At 65.1% G+C, this 17,285-nt stretch carries 16 protein-coding genes and 1 tRNA gene; 13 read left to right on the plus strand and 4 right to left on the minus strand.

The genetic code is table 11. The features are described 5' to 3' along the window. Window positions 1-30: 30 nt before the first annotated feature. The 9 genes from MRBLMU1_RS06765 to dbpA all read left to right on the plus strand — a co-directional run bounded on the left by MRBLMU1_RS06765 (window position 31) and on the right by dbpA (window position 8,541). The gene (locus MRBLMU1_RS06765; RefSeq protein ID WP_363498895.1) at window positions 31-1,200 is read left to right on the plus strand and encodes a class I SAM-dependent methyltransferase; all 1,170 of its coding nucleotides are present in this window, start codon (window positions 31-33) and stop codon (window positions 1,198-1,200) included. A 60-nt stretch (window positions 1,201-1,260) separates the two neighbouring features. Further along, window positions 1,261-1,337 (plus strand) — tRNA-Met (locus MRBLMU1_RS06770). 159 nt (window positions 1,338-1,496) lie between these two features. Then, the gene (locus MRBLMU1_RS06775; protein ID WP_363498898.1) at window positions 1,497-2,297 is read left to right on the plus strand and encodes an alpha/beta fold hydrolase; all 801 of its coding nucleotides are present in this window, start codon (window positions 1,497-1,499) and stop codon (window positions 2,295-2,297) included. A gap of 4 nt (window positions 2,298-2,301) precedes the next feature. Then, entirely contained in the window at window positions 2,302-3,885 is a 1,584-nt protein-coding gene (locus tag MRBLMU1_RS06780) for a hybrid sensor histidine kinase/response regulator (protein WP_363498901.1), read from the plus strand. Between the two features lie 68 nt (window positions 3,886-3,953). Then, a complete protein-coding gene (locus MRBLMU1_RS06785; RefSeq protein ID WP_363498904.1) occupies window positions 3,954-4,391 on the plus strand; it encodes a hypothetical protein in 438 nt (145 codons plus the stop codon). Window positions 4,392-4,400: 9 nt separating this feature from the next. Next, a complete protein-coding gene (locus MRBLMU1_RS06790; protein WP_363498908.1) occupies window positions 4,401-4,871 on the plus strand; it encodes a DUF2442 domain-containing protein in 471 nt (156 codons plus the stop codon). 85 nt (window positions 4,872-4,956) lie between these two features. After that, window positions 4,957-6,657: an acid phosphatase gene (locus MRBLMU1_RS06795; RefSeq protein ID WP_414646033.1), complete on the plus strand. Its 1,701-nt coding sequence runs from the start codon at window positions 4,957-4,959 to the stop codon at window positions 6,655-6,657. Window positions 6,658-6,784: 127 nt separating this feature from the next. Beyond that, complete coding sequence (locus tag MRBLMU1_RS06800; RefSeq protein ID WP_315215088.1) at window positions 6,785-7,009, plus strand: hypothetical protein; 225 nt, start codon at window positions 6,785-6,787, stop codon at window positions 7,007-7,009. A gap of 92 nt (window positions 7,010-7,101) precedes the next feature. Then, on the plus strand, window positions 7,102-8,541 hold the full coding sequence (gene dbpA, locus MRBLMU1_RS06805; RefSeq protein ID WP_363498915.1) for an ATP-dependent RNA helicase DbpA: 1,440 nt from the start codon (window positions 7,102-7,104) through the stop codon (window positions 8,539-8,541). An 8-nt stretch (window positions 8,542-8,549) separates the two neighbouring features. On the opposite strand, the gene MRBLMU1_RS06810 is transcribed toward dbpA, so the two are convergent. Further along, on the minus strand, window positions 8,550-9,779 hold the full coding sequence (locus MRBLMU1_RS06810; protein WP_414646034.1) for an MFS transporter: 1,230 nt from the start codon (window positions 9,777-9,779) through the stop codon (window positions 8,550-8,552). An 86-nt stretch (window positions 9,780-9,865) separates the two neighbouring features. Here MRBLMU1_RS06810 and MRBLMU1_RS06815 point away from each other — a divergent pair, with 86 nt between their 5' ends. Together MRBLMU1_RS06815 and MRBLMU1_RS06820 are read left to right on the plus strand one after the other, a co-directional pair. Further along, window positions 9,866-10,681: an AraC family transcriptional regulator gene (locus MRBLMU1_RS06815; protein ID WP_363498918.1), complete on the plus strand. Its 816-nt coding sequence runs from the start codon at window positions 9,866-9,868 to the stop codon at window positions 10,679-10,681. Window positions 10,682-10,740: 59 nt separating this feature from the next. Beyond that, window positions 10,741-11,475: a hypothetical protein gene (locus MRBLMU1_RS06820; RefSeq protein ID WP_363498920.1), complete on the plus strand. Its 735-nt coding sequence runs from the start codon at window positions 10,741-10,743 to the stop codon at window positions 11,473-11,475. 15 nt (window positions 11,476-11,490) lie between these two features. Here the strand turns inward: MRBLMU1_RS06820 and MRBLMU1_RS06825 are convergent, their stop codons facing one another. The 3 genes from MRBLMU1_RS06825 to earP all read right to left on the minus strand — a co-directional run bounded on the left by MRBLMU1_RS06825 (window position 11,491) and on the right by earP (window position 15,172). After that, window positions 11,491-13,089 (minus strand): amidase, encoded by a 1,599-nt coding sequence (locus tag MRBLMU1_RS06825; RefSeq protein ID WP_363498950.1) that lies wholly within the window; start codon window positions 13,087-13,089, stop codon window positions 11,491-11,493. A 225-nt stretch (window positions 13,090-13,314) separates the two neighbouring features. Then, a complete protein-coding gene (locus tag MRBLMU1_RS06830) occupies window positions 13,315-13,890 on the minus strand; it encodes an elongation factor P (RefSeq protein ID WP_209715243.1) in 576 nt (191 codons plus the stop codon). A 130-nt stretch (window positions 13,891-14,020) separates the two neighbouring features. Next, window positions 14,021-15,172 (minus strand): elongation factor P maturation arginine rhamnosyltransferase EarP, encoded by a 1,152-nt coding sequence (gene earP, locus MRBLMU1_RS06835; RefSeq protein WP_363498923.1) that lies wholly within the window; start codon window positions 15,170-15,172, stop codon window positions 14,021-14,023. Window positions 15,173-15,405: 233 nt separating this feature from the next. Between earP and MRBLMU1_RS06840 the strand changes: the two genes are divergently transcribed. Beyond that, window positions 15,406-16,722, plus strand: coding sequence for a hypothetical protein (locus tag MRBLMU1_RS06840; RefSeq protein WP_363498926.1), 1,317 nt, complete (start codon window positions 15,406-15,408; stop codon window positions 16,720-16,722). Between the two features lie 93 nt (window positions 16,723-16,815). Then, window positions 16,816-17,106, plus strand: coding sequence for a hypothetical protein (locus MRBLMU1_RS06845; RefSeq protein WP_363498929.1), 291 nt, complete (start codon window positions 16,816-16,818; stop codon window positions 17,104-17,106). Window positions 17,107-17,285 lie beyond the last annotated feature (179 nt).

Raw genomic sequence — 17,285 nt, forward strand, 5'->3', positions numbered from 1 at the left:
TTGGCCGCTTCTTTCTACCGATTGCCTGACATGCCCGTACAAACTCCCTCCTCCCCGATTCCGCAGCAGATACACTGGGAGGAAAACGGCGTGCAGTGCTCCGCGCGCTGGCGCTCCGAGGCCGGCATGCCGCCGCCCAAGCGCGTGATGATCGCCGACGACCGCACCAACGCGGATGTCGCCTACCGCCTGGCCTGCGAAGGCACCGCCCTGCTGTGGCGCGGCGACTTCCAGAACGCCCGCCAACTGCTGCAAGCGCTGGCCCGCCGTGCCGACGTCAAAGGCAAGCCGTCGAAAAAAGCCAAGCCGGCCAAGACCCCGGCCACGCCGACCGAAGCGTTCCACCTGCACCGCCAGGCGCAATCGCAGCGTGCCCGCACCCTGGCCATGCTGTTGATCCCTTTCGACGACGCCTACACCATCCCGCTGCGCCGCGCGCCGGACGTGCAACTGGCCTGCAACGAGGCCTACGGCCGTTTCGAAGAACCGTTCATCGCCTCGCTGCGCGAGCTGCTTGGCCTGATCGGCGCCCACGAATGGCGCCGCACCGGCGTCGAGATCCCCGCGCTGGAGGCGCGCATCCACCCGCACTACGGCGTGTTCTCGCCGGTGCGCGGCGAATACGTCGACCTGGTGGCCAACACGCCGCTGCCGGCCGGCGTCAAGCTGGCCTATGACATCGGCGCCGGCACCGGCGTGCTGTCGGCGGTGCTGGCCAAGCGCGGCGTCGCCCGCGTGATCGGCACCGACCAGGACCCGCGCGCGCTCAGTTGCGCGCGCGAAAACCTGGCGCGGCTCGATCTGGACGGCCAGGTCGAACTGCTGCAGGTCGACCTGTTCCCCGAGGGCCGCGCGCCGCTGGTCGTATGCAACCCGCCGTGGGTGCCCGCGCGCCCCAGCTCGCCGATCGAATACGCCGTCTACGATCCGGACAGCCGCATGCTGCGCGGCTTCCTGGCCGGCCTGGCCGGCCACCTGACACCGGACGGCGAAGGCTGGCTGATCCTCTCCGACCTGGCCGAGCATCTGGGCCTGCGTCCGCGCGACGAGCTGATGGCATGGATCGCCGCCGCCGGCCTCAAGGTGCTCGACCGCCACGACGTGCGTCCGACGCATCCGCGCGCCGCCGACACGACCGATCCGCTGCATGCGGCGCGCGCCGCCGAGGTCACGTCGCTGTGGCGCCTGGCCGCCGCTTAAGCCGGGGAAATATTGGCCCTTGCGGATCGAACCAGGCCTGTGTATAATTCGGGCCTCAGACGCGGGGTGGAGCAGTCTGGCAGCTCGTCGGGCTCATAACCCGAAGGTCACAGGTTCAAATCCTGTCCCCGCAACCAGATTCAAAAAGCCGTTGATTCTTGCAAAGGAATCAACGGCTTTTCCGTTTTCGGCATCGGCGCGCCACAACTATCTCGTCGCTAGCCTCCGCGTTTTGGTGATATCCTTGGCACCTCTTGAGCTTGCCAAATCGACACTAAGGTCCCGGACAAAATTTTATGCAGCTGCAAACCCGCAACAATATCAACGTCCACGGCGATGGCGACGCGACCATGGTGTTGGTCCACGGATTCGGTTGCGACCAGAGCATGTGGCGCCATCTGGTGCCGGCGTTCCGCGACCAGTACCGCATTATTTTGTTCGATCTGGTCGGCAGCGGCGGCTCGGACCTGTCGGCCTACGACAAAACCAAATATTCCACCCTGCGCGGCTACGCCGACGACCTGCTGGAAATCGTCGACCACTATTCGACCGGGCCTGCGGTCTTCGTCGGGCACTCGGTCAGCGCCATGATCGGCCTGCTCGCCTCAAACGTGGCGGCGCACAAGTTCGCCGCGCAAATTATGGTCGGCCCGTCGGCGTGCTACATCGACGACGACAACTACCGGGGCGGCTTCTCGCGCGCGGACATCGACGACCTGCTCGACACGATGGCCGGCAATTACCTCGGCTGGTCGAGCACCATGGCGCCCGCCATCATGGGCGCGCCCGAGGCGCCGGAACTGGGCGTGGAACTGACCAACAGCTTTTGCCGCACCGATCCCGACATCGCCAAGCACTTCGCGCGCGTCACGTTCCTGTCGGACCACCGCGCCGACCTGGCCAAATCGACGACACCGACCTTGATCCTGCAATGCAGCGACGACCTGATCGCCCCCAGGGAAGTGGGCGCTTTCATCCACCGTGCCATTCCCGGCAGCCAGCTGGCGATGATCGAGAACACCGGCCACTGCCCGCACCTGAGCGCGCCGGCCGCGAGCATCGACGCCATGCGCGCCTACCTCGCCGGGCTGCGCTGACCCCATGCGCGAGCGCCGCAGCTCGGGCTGGGACCTGTGGGAGGACGCGCCGTGCGGCCTGCTGATCGCCGCATCCAACGGCACGCTGCTGCGCGCCAACGCCACCGTCTCGCGCTGGCTCGGCTATGAGCTGGCCGAGCTGATCGGCCACAAGCGCTTCCCCGACCTCATGCCCATGGGCGCCCGCGTGTTCCTGCAAACCCACTGGACGCCGCTGCTGCAAATGCAGGGATCGGTGTCCGAGGTGCAGCTGGACCTGCTGCACAAGGACGGGCGGCGCATCCCGATGATGCTGAGCGCCATCCGGCGCGAGCGCAACGGCGTGGTGCAAGACGAGATCGCGGTGCTGATGGCCACCGACCGCAAACTGTACGAGCGCGAGCTGCTGGCGGCGCGCGCCAAGGCGGAGGCGGCCACCAACGACCTGGAGCTGGCGCAAGCGAGGCTGCGGCAGGCCAACGACGACATGGCCGCCGAGGACCGCCGCAAGGATGAATTCCTCGCGACGCTGGCGCACGAGCTGCGCAACCCGCTCGCGCCGATGGCCAACGTCATCGCCACCATGGAGCTGCGCGGCGCCGGCGCGCCACAGTCGGAGCGCGAGCTCGCCGTGCTGACGCGCCAGGTCGCGCAAATGACCAGGCTGGTGGACGACCTGATGAACGTGTCGCGCATCAGCCAGGGCAAGATCGATCTGCGGCTGGAGCCGGCCGACCTGGCGCAAACGCTCACGTTCGCGGCCGAGGAGGCGCTGTCGTCGATCCACGCGGCCGGGCAATCGCTGCGCGTCGAGTTGCCCGACTGCCGGATGTGGGGCCGTGTCGACCGCGCGCGGGTGACGCAGATCGTCGCCAACCTGCTCAACAACGCCAGCAAATACAGCCACCAGGGCGCCTACATCGAACTGGTCGCCAAGGTGGCCGACGGCAGCGCGGTGATCCAGGTGATCGACGACGGCATGGGCATCCCCGCGGACCAGCTCGACAACATCTTCGACATGTTCTCGCAGCTGACGCCGGCGCTTGACCGGGCGCAGGGCGGCTTGGGGATCGGCCTGTCGCTCGTGAAGGGGCTGGTCGCGCTGCATGGCGGCGAGGTCTCGGCACACAGCGCGGGCGTCGGCCGGGGCAGCTGTTTCACGGTCCGCCTGCCCCTGATCGAGCCGCCGGCGGACGCGGTGGCCGAGGAACCGGCGCCACCGCCACCAGCCGCCGGCCAGGCGGCGAGCATTGTCATCGTCGACGACAACGTGGACGCCGCCGAGACGCTCGCGGCCGCGATGGAGATGCTGGGCTACCGCACGGTGGTCGCCAACACCGGGCGGGACGCCATGCGCGCGATCGCCGAATCCGCGCCCCACGCCGCCATCCTGGACATCGGCCTGCCGGACATGAACGGCTATGAGCTCGCACGCAAAATCCGCAGCGAGCCGTGGGGCGGCAACATCGCGCTGGTCGCCGCGACCGGCTGGGGCCAGGAGGCTGACAAGCAGGCCGCCAGGGATGCCGGCTTCGACCTGCACTTCACCAAACCGCTCGATTTCATAAAATTGGACGAACAGCTCCGGCAACTGATGCCGAGTAACTGAGCTAGAGCCGGCGGCAAGTCAACCGCGCCACAGGCAGTTTTGACAAACCTAAGCTGTTAGGATAAATTATGCCGCATGCACAAACGATCCAGTCTCAAGGTGCGATCATACGAATTGTATTCAGGACACCAGATCATTGCCCGCCTCATGTCCATGCGTTTAATAAAGCTCAGCAATGGGAGTTCCGGGTCTTCTTCTCGTACGTCTCAACAGAAATAACTTTTGAGATTAAATTTGGAACGCCAAAGAAGTCTCACATCGTAAATGTCATGAACTACGTTCTCAATAATTTACCTGAATTTAGGAAGAATTGGTGGGATGTGTTCGGCAAGGTTTGCCTAAAAAATACGTATATCAAGATCGACAAAACCGGAATGGCTAGCGTTGCTACGCCAAATGAGCTCGGCGCCGTTAAAATCTTGACAGCGAAATATGATGACATCGCTAGATCCCTACATTTTCAACAAAATGGAGTCGTTGGCTGCCAAGTAGCTGCTTGTCCATAGGAGAGCACCATGAAACCGAAAATCGTGATTTCTAACGAAGAATACGAAAAGGCTTTGAAAAGGAGCGTGAGTTCGCCAAAGAATCCGTGGCAACTTACCGGACTTAAGTATCTTAAAAATAAGAAGTGTCTTGTATTGGGCTTCGAACAGGGGGTGGAATTATCTTTACCCACCTCACTTGTCCCCCAATTGAAGGACGCTCAACCGGAGAATTTGAAGGATGCTTTCCTCTCTCCTTCCGGCGAAATAATTGTTATCGAAAGCTTAGATGTTCACCTAAGCACCAAAGAGGTGATTGAGGCGGCACTATCAGTCGTGCCACATGCAGCGTTTGCCTCTAAATTTGGAGCCATAGGAGGAGCCAAATCGAGTGCCGCAAAAAAAATAACGTCGGCGGCAAACGGGCGTAAGGGCGGTAGACCCAAAACAGTCACCACAACCGATGGGCAGCCACATCGCGAATTGGTAGACGCGGATTAAGAGGTCATCCAGTAACGGTCGACTCGCCTCGGAGTAGAATCGGGCGCATTTTTTTTACATTCCGACACATTCATTCCCCCCTGAAATGCCACAATCATGCTTTTTGGCAGCTCAGGAGGCGATAGTGAAGGATACGGTACCGGTCGAAACACAAGCACAGCAGGACGCGCCCGCCAACCCGGCGCGCCGCCGCATCTTCCAGGCCGCCGCCGCGACCGGCCTGGCCACTTCCCTGCCCGTCCTGAGCGAGGCCGCGCCGGCCCGCCAGCCGGCCAAGGGCTCGCTCGACGCCAAACTCAAGGCCAGTGTCAAGAACGTGGTGGTGATCTATCTGGAAAACCGCAGCTTCAACAACCTGTTCGCCAATTTCCCCGGCACCGCCGCGCCGCTATCGGCAGCGCCGGCCGCCGCCTGCCTGCAACGCGACCGCAACGGCGACGTGCTGCCGGCGCTGCCCAAGATCTGGGGCGGCATGGTGCCCACGCCGCAGGACATCGGCGGCAAAAAATACGTGCTGAAAGAGGACGACGTCAAGGACCTGCCCAATGCGCCGTTCAAGCTGGCCGATGTCGAAGGCAAGCCGCTGCCCGAGGCGGTCATCACGCGCGACTTGTGGCACTTGTTCTACCAGAACCAGATGCAGATCAACGGCGGCAAGAACGACGGCTTCGCCGCGTGGGGCAACACCGGCGGCATGGTCATGGGCTATTACGGCGAGACCAATAAAAACCTCGGCCTGTGGAAGATCGCCGAGCAGTACACCCTGTGCGATAACTTCTTCATGGCGGCTTTCGGCGGCTCCTACCTGAACCACCAGTTCCTGATCACGGGCCGCACTCCGGAATACTTCAACGCGCCGCAAACCGCCGCTAAAAAGAAAATCGCGGTGCTCGACGATGGCCCCACCGGCATGCGCCTGAGCGTGACCAAGGACAGCCCGGCATCGGCGATGGACGGCATGCCGCTGTACGTCAACAACGGCGCCATCACGCCGGACGGCTACGCGGTCAACACCATGGCGCCGCCCTACCAGCCGAGCTACATCCGCCCGGCCGCCGGCGGCGACAAGCTGCTGGCCGATCCCGACGACGCCGGCACCTTGCCGCCGCAAACCTACGACACCATCGGCGACCTGCTGTCGGCCAAGAAGGTGAGCTGGGCGTGGTACGGCGGCGCATGGCAGGCGGCGCTCGACGCGCGCGGCGGCGGCGAGAAGCCCAACTTCCAGTACCACCACCAGCCTTTCAACTACTTCAAGCAGTTCGCGCCGGGAACCGCCGCGCGCGCGGAGCACCTGCGCGACGGCGGCATGGGCGACAGCCCGATCTCGAACAAATTCATCGCCGACGCCATCGCCGGCAAGCTGCCGGCCGTGACCTTCTACAAGCCGCAAGGGAACCTGAATCTGCACGCCGGCTATTCGGACGTGGAGTCCGGCGACGCCCACATCGCCAACGTGATCGAGCACTTGAAGAAGTCCCCTCAGTGGAAGGACATGGTCATCGTGATCACCTTCGACGAGAACGGCGGCTGGTGGGACCATGTGGCGCCGCCCAAGGGCGACCGCTGGGGCCCGGGTTCGCGCATCCCGGCCATCGTGGTCTCGCCGTTCGCCAAAAAGGGCCAGGTCGACCACAGCTTCTACGACACCACGTCGATCCTGCGCTTCATCACCCGCCTGCACGACCTGCCGCTGCTGCACGGGCTGAAGGTGCGCAACGAGGCCTTCGCGGCGCGCCAGGCGCCGCCGCCGGGCGACCTGACGGGGGCCTTGAGCTTCCGCTGAGATTCCCCTTGGCGCCGCGTGGGTATGCTACAATCGCGGTTATTACCTCACTGAGCCCGACTCCTGCAGCCGGGCTTTTGTTTTGAGCGGCGCGTTTTCGATGGCGCCGTGGGCACGAGATTTTGAAATGAGAGATAAAAAAGATAACGCTACGTTCGACCTGCCCGGTTTCAGCCCGGCCGCGCCGCTCGAACCGGAAGCGAAGCGTCCACCGGCGCCGCGCGCCAGGCGCGCGCAGCTCAAGCAGGAACAACTCGAACTGCTTGAACCGACCGACGCCAGCGGCTTGCCGGTCTGGGTCCGCGACGAGTCCCTGGACCTGACCGGCCTGCCGGTGTGGGCGCCAAACTAAGTCACTGTAATAATCAACCCCGCACACAGCATCAGGGCCGGAACGGAGCCTGTTAGACTGTGCTTACGTCCTTTTTGAACAGGCCTGACATCATGACCTCCACCGACACCACCACGCCGGAAGGCGACAGCACTTCCTTCGCCAGCCTGCCGCTGACCGCCGAATTCCTCGCCAACCTCGATTCGCTCGGCTACAAGGAGATGACCACGATCCAGGCGCAAAGCCTGCCGTCGGTGCTGGCCGGACGCGACCTGATCGCCCAGGCCAAGACCGGCAGCGGCAAGACCGCAGCCTTCGGCATCGGCATCCTGGCCAAGCTGAATCCGGCCTGGTTCGCGGTGCAGGCGCTGGTGCTGTGCCCGACCCGCGAGCTGGCCGACCAGGTGGCCAACGAATTGCGCCGGCTGGCGCGCAGCACCGGCAACGTCAAGGTGCTGGTGCTGACCGGCGGCTCGCCGATGCGTCCGCAAATCGCCTCGCTCGAACACGGCGCCCACATCGTCGTCGGCACCCCGGGCCGCGTGCGCGACCACCTGGGCCGCGCCACGCTGGACCTGTCCAAGGTCGAGACCCTGGTGCTCGACGAGGCCGACCGCATGACCGACATGGGCTTCTACGACGAAATCGCCGGCATCGTCAGCGCCTGTCCGAAGCGCCGCCAGACCTTGCTGTTCTCGGCCACCTACCCGGACGACATCCGCCGCGCCACCGATTCCTTCCTGGCCGATCCGGTCGAAGTGACGGTCGAGGCGCAGCACGACAACAGCAAGATCGAGCAGCTGTTCTTCGAGATCGGCTTCGACCAGCGCACCGCCGCCGTCGGCAAGCTGCTGGGGCACTACAAGCCGGCGTCGGCGATCGCCTTCTGCAACACCAAGGTGCAGTGCCGCGAACTGGCGGACGACCTGCGCGCCAAGGGCTTCTCGGCGCTGGCCCTGTTCGGCGAGCTGGAACAGCGCGAGCGCGACGAGATCCTGGTGCTGTTCTCCAACCGCAGCTGCTCGGTGCTGGTGGCTACCGACGTCGCCGCGCGCGGCCTCGACATCCCCAACCTGGAGGCGGTGATCAACGTCGACGTCTCCAAGGACACCGAGGTGCACATCCACCGCGTCGGCCGCACCGGCCGCGTCGGCGAAAAGGGCCTGGCGCTGTCGCTATGCGCGCCCAACGAGAAGAAGTGGGTCAAGCTGATCGAGGAGTACCAGGGTTCGAAGGCCGAGTGGTTCGACCTCGACAGCCTGGACGGCGACGACTACGGCGTCGATCCGGCGCCGATGATGACCTTGGTGATCTCGGGCGGCAAAAAGGACAAGCTGCGCCCGGGCGACCTGCTCGGCGCGCTGACCGGCGACGCCGGCCTGAGCAAGGAACAAGTCGGCAAGATCAACGTGTTCGAGTTCCAGACCTACGTGGCGATCGACCGCCGCGTGGCCTACGAGGCGTTCGACCGCCTCAGCAAGAACAACCCGCTGGGCGGCGACTTCGGCGCCATCAAGGGCCGCAACTTCAAGATGCGCTTCATCGAGGCGTAAGGGAAGTATCAGCGGCGCCGCTGTTCGATGCGGGGCAGCAGCACCGTCAATATTCCCAGCAGCGGCAGATAGGAGCACAGCCTGTAGACATGGGCGATGCCGGCGACATCGGCAATGTGGCCCATGGCGGCGGCGCCGATGCCGCTGACGCCGAACATCAGGCCGAAGAAGATGCCGGCGATCATGCCGACCTTGCCCGGCATGAGCTCCTGCGCGAACACCACGATGGCGGAGAACGCCGACGAGATGACGAAGCCGATCACCACGCTCAGCATCGCGGTCCACAGCAAGTCCACATACGGCAGCATCAGCGTGAACGGCGCGGCGCCGAGGATCGACATCCAGATCACCCGCTTGCGGCCGATGCGGTCGCCGATCGGGCCGCCCATGAAGGTGCCGGCCGCCACCGCCGCCAGGAACAGGAACAGGTACATCTGCGCCGACGCCACCGACACGCCGAATTTATCGATCAGATAGAACGTGTAGTAGCTGGTCAGGCTGGACATGTAGATGTACTTGGAAAAGACCAGCAGCGCCAGCACCGCCAGCGCGCCGATCACGCGCCCTTGGGACAACGGCGATACGACCGGCGCGGCGGCCTTGCGCGGCAAGCCCGCCAGGTGGTCGCGGTGCCAGCGGCTCACGCGCGCCAGCACCGCGATCGCCACCACCACCAGCACCGCGAACCAGGCGATATTGCCCTGCCCCCTGCCGACGATGATGCCGGCCGCCAGCAAAGGCCCAAGCGCCGAGCCGATATTGCCGCCCACCTGGAACAGCGACTGGGCGAAGCCGAAGCGGCCGCCCGAGGCCAGGCGCGCCACGCGCGAGGCCTCGGGATGGAAGGTCGACGAGCCGACGCCGATCAGCGCCGCCGCCACCAGCAGCGCCGGGAAAGTGGCGGCGATGGCCATCAACAGCACGCCGACCAGGGTGGCGCACATCCCCAGCGGCAGCAGGAACGGCATCGGCCTGCGGTCGGTGTACAGCCCGATCCACGGTTGCAGCAGCGAGGCGGTGCACTGGAAGACCAGCGTGATCAGGCCGACCTGCGTGAAGCTCAGTCCAAACTGCGCTTTGAGCATCGGATAGATCGACGGCAGCATGGCCTGCGTCAGGTCGTTGAGCAAGTGGACCAGCGCGACGGCGCCGAGGATGCCCATGACGGTTTGGCCATGCGGCCGGATGGCGGGTGCGGGGGTCTCCGCACGGACGCCGGCGGTGGTTGTTGAAGTCATCATGAAGCCTTGAGTGTCGAAACTTCCAGTGTATGATGGCTCCAATAGCGATATATTCCATCTTTCGTCGATTAAGTGACAACTGCGTGACAAAGCAGCCCCCTTCACCACCCCGCAGCAGCGACCATCGCGACTACCAGCGCGTGCCGCGCGTGGTCACCGCCATGGCCCGCGACGCCGCGCATGGCGTGTCGGCCAAGCCGCACAGCCACGAACGCGCGCAGCTGCTGTACGCCACCGAAGGCCTGATGCGCGTGCAGACCGAATTCGGCGTGTGGATACTGCCGCCGCGCCGCGCGCTGATGATACCGCCCGGCGTGGTGCACCACTGGACTTCGATCGGCAAGGTGACGATGCGGACCATCTACATCGAGGCCGGCGCGGCGACCGCGTTCGGCGACGGCTGCCGGGTGATCGAAGTGAGCCCGCTGCTGCGCGAGCTGATACTGGCGCTGCTGACCGAGCCAGTGGAGTATCCGCTGCCGGGGCGCGGCGAGCATCTGGCGATGCTGATCCTGTCCGAGCTGGCGGCGGCGGAGACGGTGCCGATGGCGATCCCGTGGCCGCGCGACCGCCGCCTGCTGGCGGTATGCGCCGCCATCATGGACGACCCGGGAAGCACGCGCACGATCGAGGACTGGGCGGCCGATGTCGGCGCCAGCGCGCGCACGCTGATACGGCTGTTCCCGAAGGAGACCGGCCTGCATTACCGCCAGTGGGTGCGGCAGGTGCATCTGGCCGAGGCCTTCGGCCGCCTGGCGCGGGGACAAGGCGTGGGCGAGGTCGCGGCGGCGTTGGGCTATGCCAGCCCCAGCGCCTTCAGCGCCATGTTCCGCCGCATCCTCGGCAAAACGCCGCAGCACTACCTCACCGAATGGCGCACCCCGCTGCAGCCGGCGTAAGGGCCTCAAAAGATGGATAATGCGGCACGAATCAGATTAAAGATTGAAGGGAAAGATCAATGCGGAAGTTAATCGCGGAGCTGCGCAGGCTTTATTTACTCGACGACCGCCGTTACAGCGACGCCGACCTGGAACCGCATCTGCGCGGCGAACGGACCATCGGCGTCGATCTGGCCAATGGCGAAGGCCTTGTGCGCGCGCTGGTGATCGAGTTCCGCAAGCTGCCCGACGACGGCCACTGGAGCCAGTTGTGCGAGACCGCCAACGCGCTGCAAACGGAGCTGGGACTGCCCGCGCCGGCGGTGAGCGTGTCGGGCGGCGACAGCTATGGTCTGTGGCTGTCGCTGGAAACGCCGGTGCCGGTGGCGCGGCTGCGGCAGCTGAAAGCCTTGCTGCATCAGGCTTACTTCGCGCAGCAGGACATCGATATCGACAAATCGGTGGTCGAGCTACCACCGTGCCTGCATATGGCCAGCGGCCTGTGGGCGGCGTTCATCAATCCGGGCATGGGGGCGTCGTTCGCCGACGATCTGGGGTTGGACATGCAGCCGCCCATCGCCGCGCAAACCGCCTTCCTGGAGGGGCTGCGCGGCATCACCGCGGCCGAATTTGAACATGCGCTGGAAGTGCTTAGCAACCGGCCTGGCGGCGGCACCGGGAGCACGGCGCCAGCTGCACCGGCAAAGGCCAGCGCCACGCCGGCGGGCCTGCTGCTCAAGGACGCCACCATCGAGGACATCGTGCGGCATCTGCAGGAACGGAATATCGAACCGACCTTCCGCTTCATCAAATAAAGCGAAGGCTAAACCCTATCTCACCGCCAGCGACACGCTGGGCGGGAACTGCGGCGCGCGCCGGTGCAAGGTGGCTTGCTCGTACGAGTAGGCCATGCGGATCAGCGCCGCGTCGCTGTAGGCCGCGCCGACGAACGACAGTCCGACCGGCAGGCCGTGCACATACCCCGCCGGCACCGTGATGTGCGGATAGCCCGCGACCGCCGCCGGCGACGAGAAACTGCCGGTGAAATGATCGCCGTTGACGAAGTCCGTCAGCCACGCCGGGCCGCCGGTCGGCGCCACCAGCGCGTCCAGCTGGTGCTCGCGCATCACTCGGTCGATGCCCTCGGCGCGCGCGTAGCGGTGGTTGTTGGCCAGCGCCTCGCGGTAGGCCGGCGTGTCCAGCCCGCCCTTCTGCTGCGCGCGCTCCATCTGCTCCTGGCCGAAATAAGGCAGCTCCTGCTGGCGGTGTTTCTGATTGAAGGCGATGACGTCGGCCATGTTGGCCACCGACGCGTTGGGCGCGTATTCCTTCAGGTACGCGGCCAGGTCGGCCTTGAACTCGTACAGCATCACCTCGGTCTCGGTGTCGCCGTACTTGTTCGCGTTCGGCACCTCGGTCTCGATCAGCACCGCGCCTTGCGCCCGCAGCTCGGCCAGCGCTTTTTCGATGACCGCGTCGACGTCGGCGTTCTCGCCGAAGAAGTTGCGCGCCACGCCGATGCGCGCGCCTTTCAGCCCGCCCGTGCGCAGCGACTCCATGTAGTCGCCGCCCTTGCCCGCGCCTTCCTTCGTGATCGGGTCCTTCGGATCGACGCCGCTCATCGCCGCCAGCATCAGCGCGGCGTCGGCGACGCTGCGCGCCATCGGCCCGGCCGTGTCCTGCGAATGGGCGATCGGGATGATGCCGCTGCGGCTGACCAGCCCCAGGGTCGGCTTGATGCCCACCAGGCCGCAGATCGACGCCGGCGAGACGATCGAGCCGTCGGTTTCCGTGCCCACCGCCAGGGTGGCCAGGCCGGCGGCGATGGCCGCCCCGGAACCCGAGCTCGAACCGCTGCAGTTGCGGTCGAGCGAATACGGATTCAAGGTCAGGCCGCCGCGCGCGCTCCAGCCGCTGACCGAATGCGTCGAGCGCATATTGGCCCACTCGCTCAAGTTGGTCTTGCCGATGATGACGGCGCCGGCCGCGCGCAGTTGCGCGGCGACGTGGGCGTCGCGCGCCGCCCGCACGTTCGACAGCGCCAGCGAGCCGGCGGTGGTGCTCATGCGGTCGCCGGTGGCGATATTGTCTTTTAATAGAACGGGGATGCCGTGCAGCGGCCCGCGCACGCGTTTGAGGTGGCGCTCGCGGTCCATCTCGAGCGCGATCTTGAGCGCCTCCGGATTGATTTCGATGATGGCGTTGATGCGCGGGCCGGCCTTGTCGATGGTGCGGATGCGCGCCAGATATTGCGACGTCAGCGCGTGCGAGGTCAGCTTGCCGGCCTCCATCATCTGCTGCTGCTCGCGGACGCCGGCGTCGAGTATGCCGCCGGCGTGCTTGCCGGCCGCCGCGGGCGCGGCCTGGGCCCGGGTGGCACCGGCGGCGCCCGCCGCGACGCCGATTCGAACGAACTGCCTGCGATCCATACCGTCCTCGTGAGTGGTAGTCATGATGATCCCGCGATCATCAATACGCAAAATTTGTTGCGTCGCATTAATATATCAGCGTGTTGACAGCCACACCACAAAAATTACTTCTATTTCAGTAATTAATTGCATTTGACCTACTTTTAGGCGTAAAAAAAGCACGCCGGCTGTCGCGGGCGTGCTTTTTTGCTACAAAATCGCCGATGTTGGGCGATTATCGCAGTATTAGTTACGAACGATACGCTTGTATTCGTTGGTGCGGGTGTCGATCTCGATGACGTCGTCCTGGCTCACGAACAGTGGCACTTGAACGGTGTGACGCTTCGATTCGATGGCGTTTTCGATCTTGGCTTCCTTCAGGACGTTGCCCGAAGTGTTGCCCTTGACCGCAGGCTCCGAGTACACGATCTGGCGCGCGATAGTGGTCGGCAGTTCGACCGAGATCGCCTTGCCGTCGTAGAACACGGCTTCGCATTCCATACCGTCTTTCAGGTAGTTCAGCGCGTCGCCCAGGTTCTCTTCTTCGATTTCGTACTGTTCGTAGTCGGCGTCCATGAAGACGTACAGCGGATCGGCGAAGTACGAGTAGGTCACCGGCTTTTTGTCCAGCACGACCACGTCGAACTTGTCGTCGCCGCGGAAGACGTTTTCCAGCGGGCTGTTGGTCAGAAGATTCTTCATCTTCCATTTGTACGTGAAGCCCGTGCGGCTCGAACCGTTGACATCGGAGCGCAGCACGATGAATGGTTTGCCTTCGACCATGATGATATTGCCAACACGAATTTCTTTTGCAGGTTTCATAGGGAGTGTACGTAAAAAGTAGGTTGCGTAAAAATCATCTGTCGCCGGGCCAAAAGCCGTCAGCTCACGGTTGATCCAGTAAAAATGTGCGAGATTAACCCGGCATTATACCCGGCTTTTCCCGCGACGCCTATCTCAAGCTGGCGGCGAAACGCATCAGGTTGTCGGCCAGATCGCCGTTGGCCAACATCTGTTGCCGCCACTCTTCGGCGCGCGCGGCCATTTGCGGCATCTCCCCGTGGAAGGCGCGCCACAAGCGCGGACTATCGCCCTGTCCGCCCCCCGCCGGGGCGCCGTTCCAGCCCAGCGAAAATTGTTCCAGCGCGGGCAACGCGGCCGCGTAGCGTTGCAGGAAGGCGCGCAATTTCTTGTGGTGCAGATTTTCATCCTGCGGATAGATGTGCCAGACGAACGGCTTGCCGGCCCACTGGGCGCGCACGAAGGAGTCCTCGCCGCGCACGAAGTTCAGGTCGCAGGCCCACAGCAGTTTGTCGTAGTCGGGCTGCGGCACGAACGGCAGCACCCGCACCGTCAAGGCGCCCCGCGTGGCCGCCGCGCCCGCCGTGGCCGCGCCGCCGAGGAACGCTTGCACCGCCTCGGCGGCGACGCCTTCGGGCACCAGGCACACGATGGCCTCGCCGCCCTGCCGCCAGGCGTCGAACAGCGCCGCGACCGGCGCGTGCGGATAGCAGAACAGCGACACCTTGGTCGCGACCAGTTCGCGCGCCGTCACGCCCAGCCCGCCCAGGAACGCCGCCATCGCGGCCGGGTCCGACTGGAACGCCAGCCGCTCGGCTTCCAGCGCCGCCTCGCGCAGCAGGCCGCCGGTCTTGTCGGTAAAGCCGGGGAAGAAGAAATGCTTGGTCAGCGGCAGGCGCGGATGCGGCGACGTCAGCCGATGGCAGCCCTCGACCCACTCCTCCGCCGTCAACCCTTCCAGATTGAACCAGACCGGGCGCGGTGCGGACTCGGCCATCGCGGCGATGTAGCCGGGCGGGATGTCGCAGGCGAAAAACTCGATGACGATGTCGGCCACGTCGGCGGCACCGTAGACACCATCCTGGCCGCGCCAGTGGCGCACGGTGACGCCGTCGATCAGCTGGGTGTCGGCATCGGTCGCCACTTGCGGACAGAGGCGCCGGAAGCTGGCCAGATCGTCGACCCACAACCGCACGTCGAGCGCGTGTTCGCGCCGCAACTGGCGGGCGAGACGCCAGCAGATACCGATGTCGCCATAGTTGTCGACGACACGGCAAAAGAGGTCGAGGCTGCGCAAAGTCATGATGGAAGCGGTTTACAAATGAGGCTGGATGATACCTGATTACCGCGCGGCGGGAACCAAGAATACCAAAACTTCCCGCCGCGCCGCAGGTCCAATTTCCTCCAGCGCAGGGCACCGCAGTGAGGCAACCTTGCGGAACAACCGCAAACAATACCAACAATAAAAAGTGGCGGCGCGCCGGCGCTGGAATCAATAAAGCCATCAACAACAGTAACCAACAACAAGGAGATGTCATGAATGAGTTTCAACAATACTATGGGCAACAACTAGCGCCGCAACAAATGGGGCAGACCGGCGGCCTCGCACCAATGGGCTTCCTCGGCGGCATGTTCGGCGCCCCGCTTGGGGGCCTGATCGGACGCGGCATCGGCGGGCTGTTCGGCAACGCCAAACTGGGCAACCAGATCGGCCAGGTGGCCGGCGGCATCGGCGGCTCCTTCCTGCCACTGGGCGCCGACCCCGTCAGCGCGGCCTACGCACAACAAGCACAGCAGCAACAACTGCAGCAGCTCCAGCTGCAACAACTACAGCAGCAAATGCAGCAGCCGGGCGAGCTGTCGGCGCAAGGCTGGTTCGGCAACCTGGTGAAGAATGTGGCGCGGCCGCTGGGCGGCGCGATCGGCGGCGCCTTCGGCAATGCCGGCCTGGGCAACACCATCGGCGGCATCGCCGGCCAGCTGGGCGGCATGCTGCCGTTCGGCGCCGATCCGGTGTCGCAAGCCTACGCGCAACAGGTGCAACAGGCGCAACAAGAGGCGCAGCTGCAACAACTGCAGCAGCAAGGCCTGGGGCCGCAAGGCTGGTTCGGCAACCTGGTTAAAAATGTGGCGCGGCCGTTGGGCGGCGCGATCGGCGGCGCCTTCGGCAACGCCGGCCTGGGCAACACCATCGGCGGCATCGCCGGCCAGTTGGGCGGCATGCTGCCGTTCGGCGCCGACCCGGTGTCGCAGGCCTACGCGCAACAGGCGCAACAAGAGGCGCAGCTGCAGCAACTGCAGCTGCAAAGCATCGCGCAGGGCATGGGGCCGAACTTCGGCTCGACGGCCGGCTCCGGCTGGCTGGGCAACCTGCTGCGCAACCGTCCACTGAGCAGCTACTACTCGCCCACGATCGGCAACACCGGCATCGTGGGGCCGCGCATCGGCAGCCAGCCGATCGGCCAAACCACCCCCAACCTGCTGCCGTTCGGCGCCGATCCGGTGGCGCAAGCCTACGCCCAGCAGGAGGCCCAGCTGCAGCAACTGCAGCAACTGCAGCAGATACAGGACGGGCAGCAGGGGTTGACGCCGCAAGGCGGCTGGTTCGGTAACCTGATCAAGAACGTCGCCCAGCCCTTGGGCGGCGCCATCGGCGGCGCGTTTGGCAACGCGGGACTGGGCAGCACGATCGGCGGCATCGCCGGACAACTGGGCGGCATGCTGCCGTTCGGCGCCGATCCGGTCACGGCCGCTTACGCCCAGCAAGCCGCTCAGCAAGCCCAACTGGCCCAGTTGGCCCAGCAACAAGGCGGCAACAGCGCACTGTATGGCGGTCAGCAAACACTGCACTGATGCTGTCCTGACACGCTGAGGCGACGGCGCCACACGCCGTTCCTGCCCTCCGACGGCCGCGGCCGCGGAGGGCGCTGCTTTGAGGAGAAAACCATGAGCCAAGCGCACACCGCGCCGGGCAAGGCCAGGTACTTGATACATGCCGCCTGCGGCACGCCGCTGACGGACTTTCTGGCGCTGGCCGAGACCGATCCCGAAATCACCGTGGTCGATCTGATCGGCCCGCGCGGACAGCCGCACACAGCCGTTTTGGAAATCAGCGAAGAAACCGCGCAACGGCTACAGCGGCAGTTCCGCGACGCCGGCGCCCCCACCCACCAATTGACGATAGAGCCGGACCGCCCGCTGTCGATGTTCGACAGCGGCGCGGCCGGTCCGACTTGAAAGGAATCCACATGCCCAAGAATCCCAACGGCGGCGCACCGACGCCGCCGGAGTCCACATCAAGCGGCGGCGAACCGGCCGCCGCATCAAGCACTGAAGGGCGCGGCGGCGGCCGAGGCGGCGGCGCGTCCGGCGCCTCGGGCGGCCCCGCCGCCACCGGCGCCACGGCCGGCGGCACG

The organism is Burkholderia sp. LMU1-1-1.1, from assembly GCF_040675865.1.
GTDB lineage: Bacteria > Pseudomonadota > Gammaproteobacteria > Burkholderiales > Burkholderiaceae_D > Rugamonas.

Coding starts and splice junctions, on each gene's coding strand:
- MRBLMU1_RS06825 (WP_363498950.1), bottom strand. CDS start 13,089: ATGGATCGCAGGCAGTTCGTTCGAATCGGCGTCGCGGCGGGCGCCGCC.
- earP (WP_363498923.1), bottom strand. CDS start 15,172: ATGACTTTGCGCAGCCTCGACCTCTTTTGCCGTGTCGTCGACAACTAT.
- MRBLMU1_RS06795 (WP_414646033.1), top strand. CDS start 4,957: ATGCCACAATCATGCTTTTTGGCAGCTCAGGAGGCGATAGTGAAGGAT.
- MRBLMU1_RS06780 (WP_363498901.1), top strand. CDS start 2,302: ATGCGCGAGCGCCGCAGCTCGGGCTGGGACCTGTGGGAGGACGCGCCG.
- MRBLMU1_RS06820 (WP_363498920.1), top strand. CDS start 10,741: ATGCGGAAGTTAATCGCGGAGCTGCGCAGGCTTTATTTACTCGACGAC.
- dbpA (WP_363498915.1), top strand. CDS start 7,102: ATGACCTCCACCGACACCACCACGCCGGAAGGCGACAGCACTTCCTTC.
- MRBLMU1_RS06845 (WP_363498929.1), top strand. CDS start 16,816: ATGAGCCAAGCGCACACCGCGCCGGGCAAGGCCAGGTACTTGATACAT.
- MRBLMU1_RS06830 (WP_209715243.1), bottom strand. CDS start 13,890: ATGAAACCTGCAAAAGAAATTCGTGTTGGCAATATCATCATGGTCGAA.
- MRBLMU1_RS06765 (WP_363498895.1), top strand. CDS start 31: ATGCCCGTACAAACTCCCTCCTCCCCGATTCCGCAGCAGATACACTGG.
- MRBLMU1_RS06800 (WP_315215088.1), top strand. CDS start 6,785: ATGAGAGATAAAAAAGATAACGCTACGTTCGACCTGCCCGGTTTCAGC.
- MRBLMU1_RS06785 (WP_363498904.1), top strand. CDS start 3,954: ATGCCGCATGCACAAACGATCCAGTCTCAAGGTGCGATCATACGAATT.
- MRBLMU1_RS06775 (WP_363498898.1), top strand. CDS start 1,497: ATGCAGCTGCAAACCCGCAACAATATCAACGTCCACGGCGATGGCGAC.
- MRBLMU1_RS06790 (WP_363498908.1), top strand. CDS start 4,401: ATGAAACCGAAAATCGTGATTTCTAACGAAGAATACGAAAAGGCTTTG.
- MRBLMU1_RS06810 (WP_414646034.1), bottom strand. CDS start 9,779: ATGACTTCAACAACCACCGCCGGCGTCCGTGCGGAGACCCCCGCACCC.
- MRBLMU1_RS06840 (WP_363498926.1), top strand. CDS start 15,406: ATGAATGAGTTTCAACAATACTATGGGCAACAACTAGCGCCGCAACAA.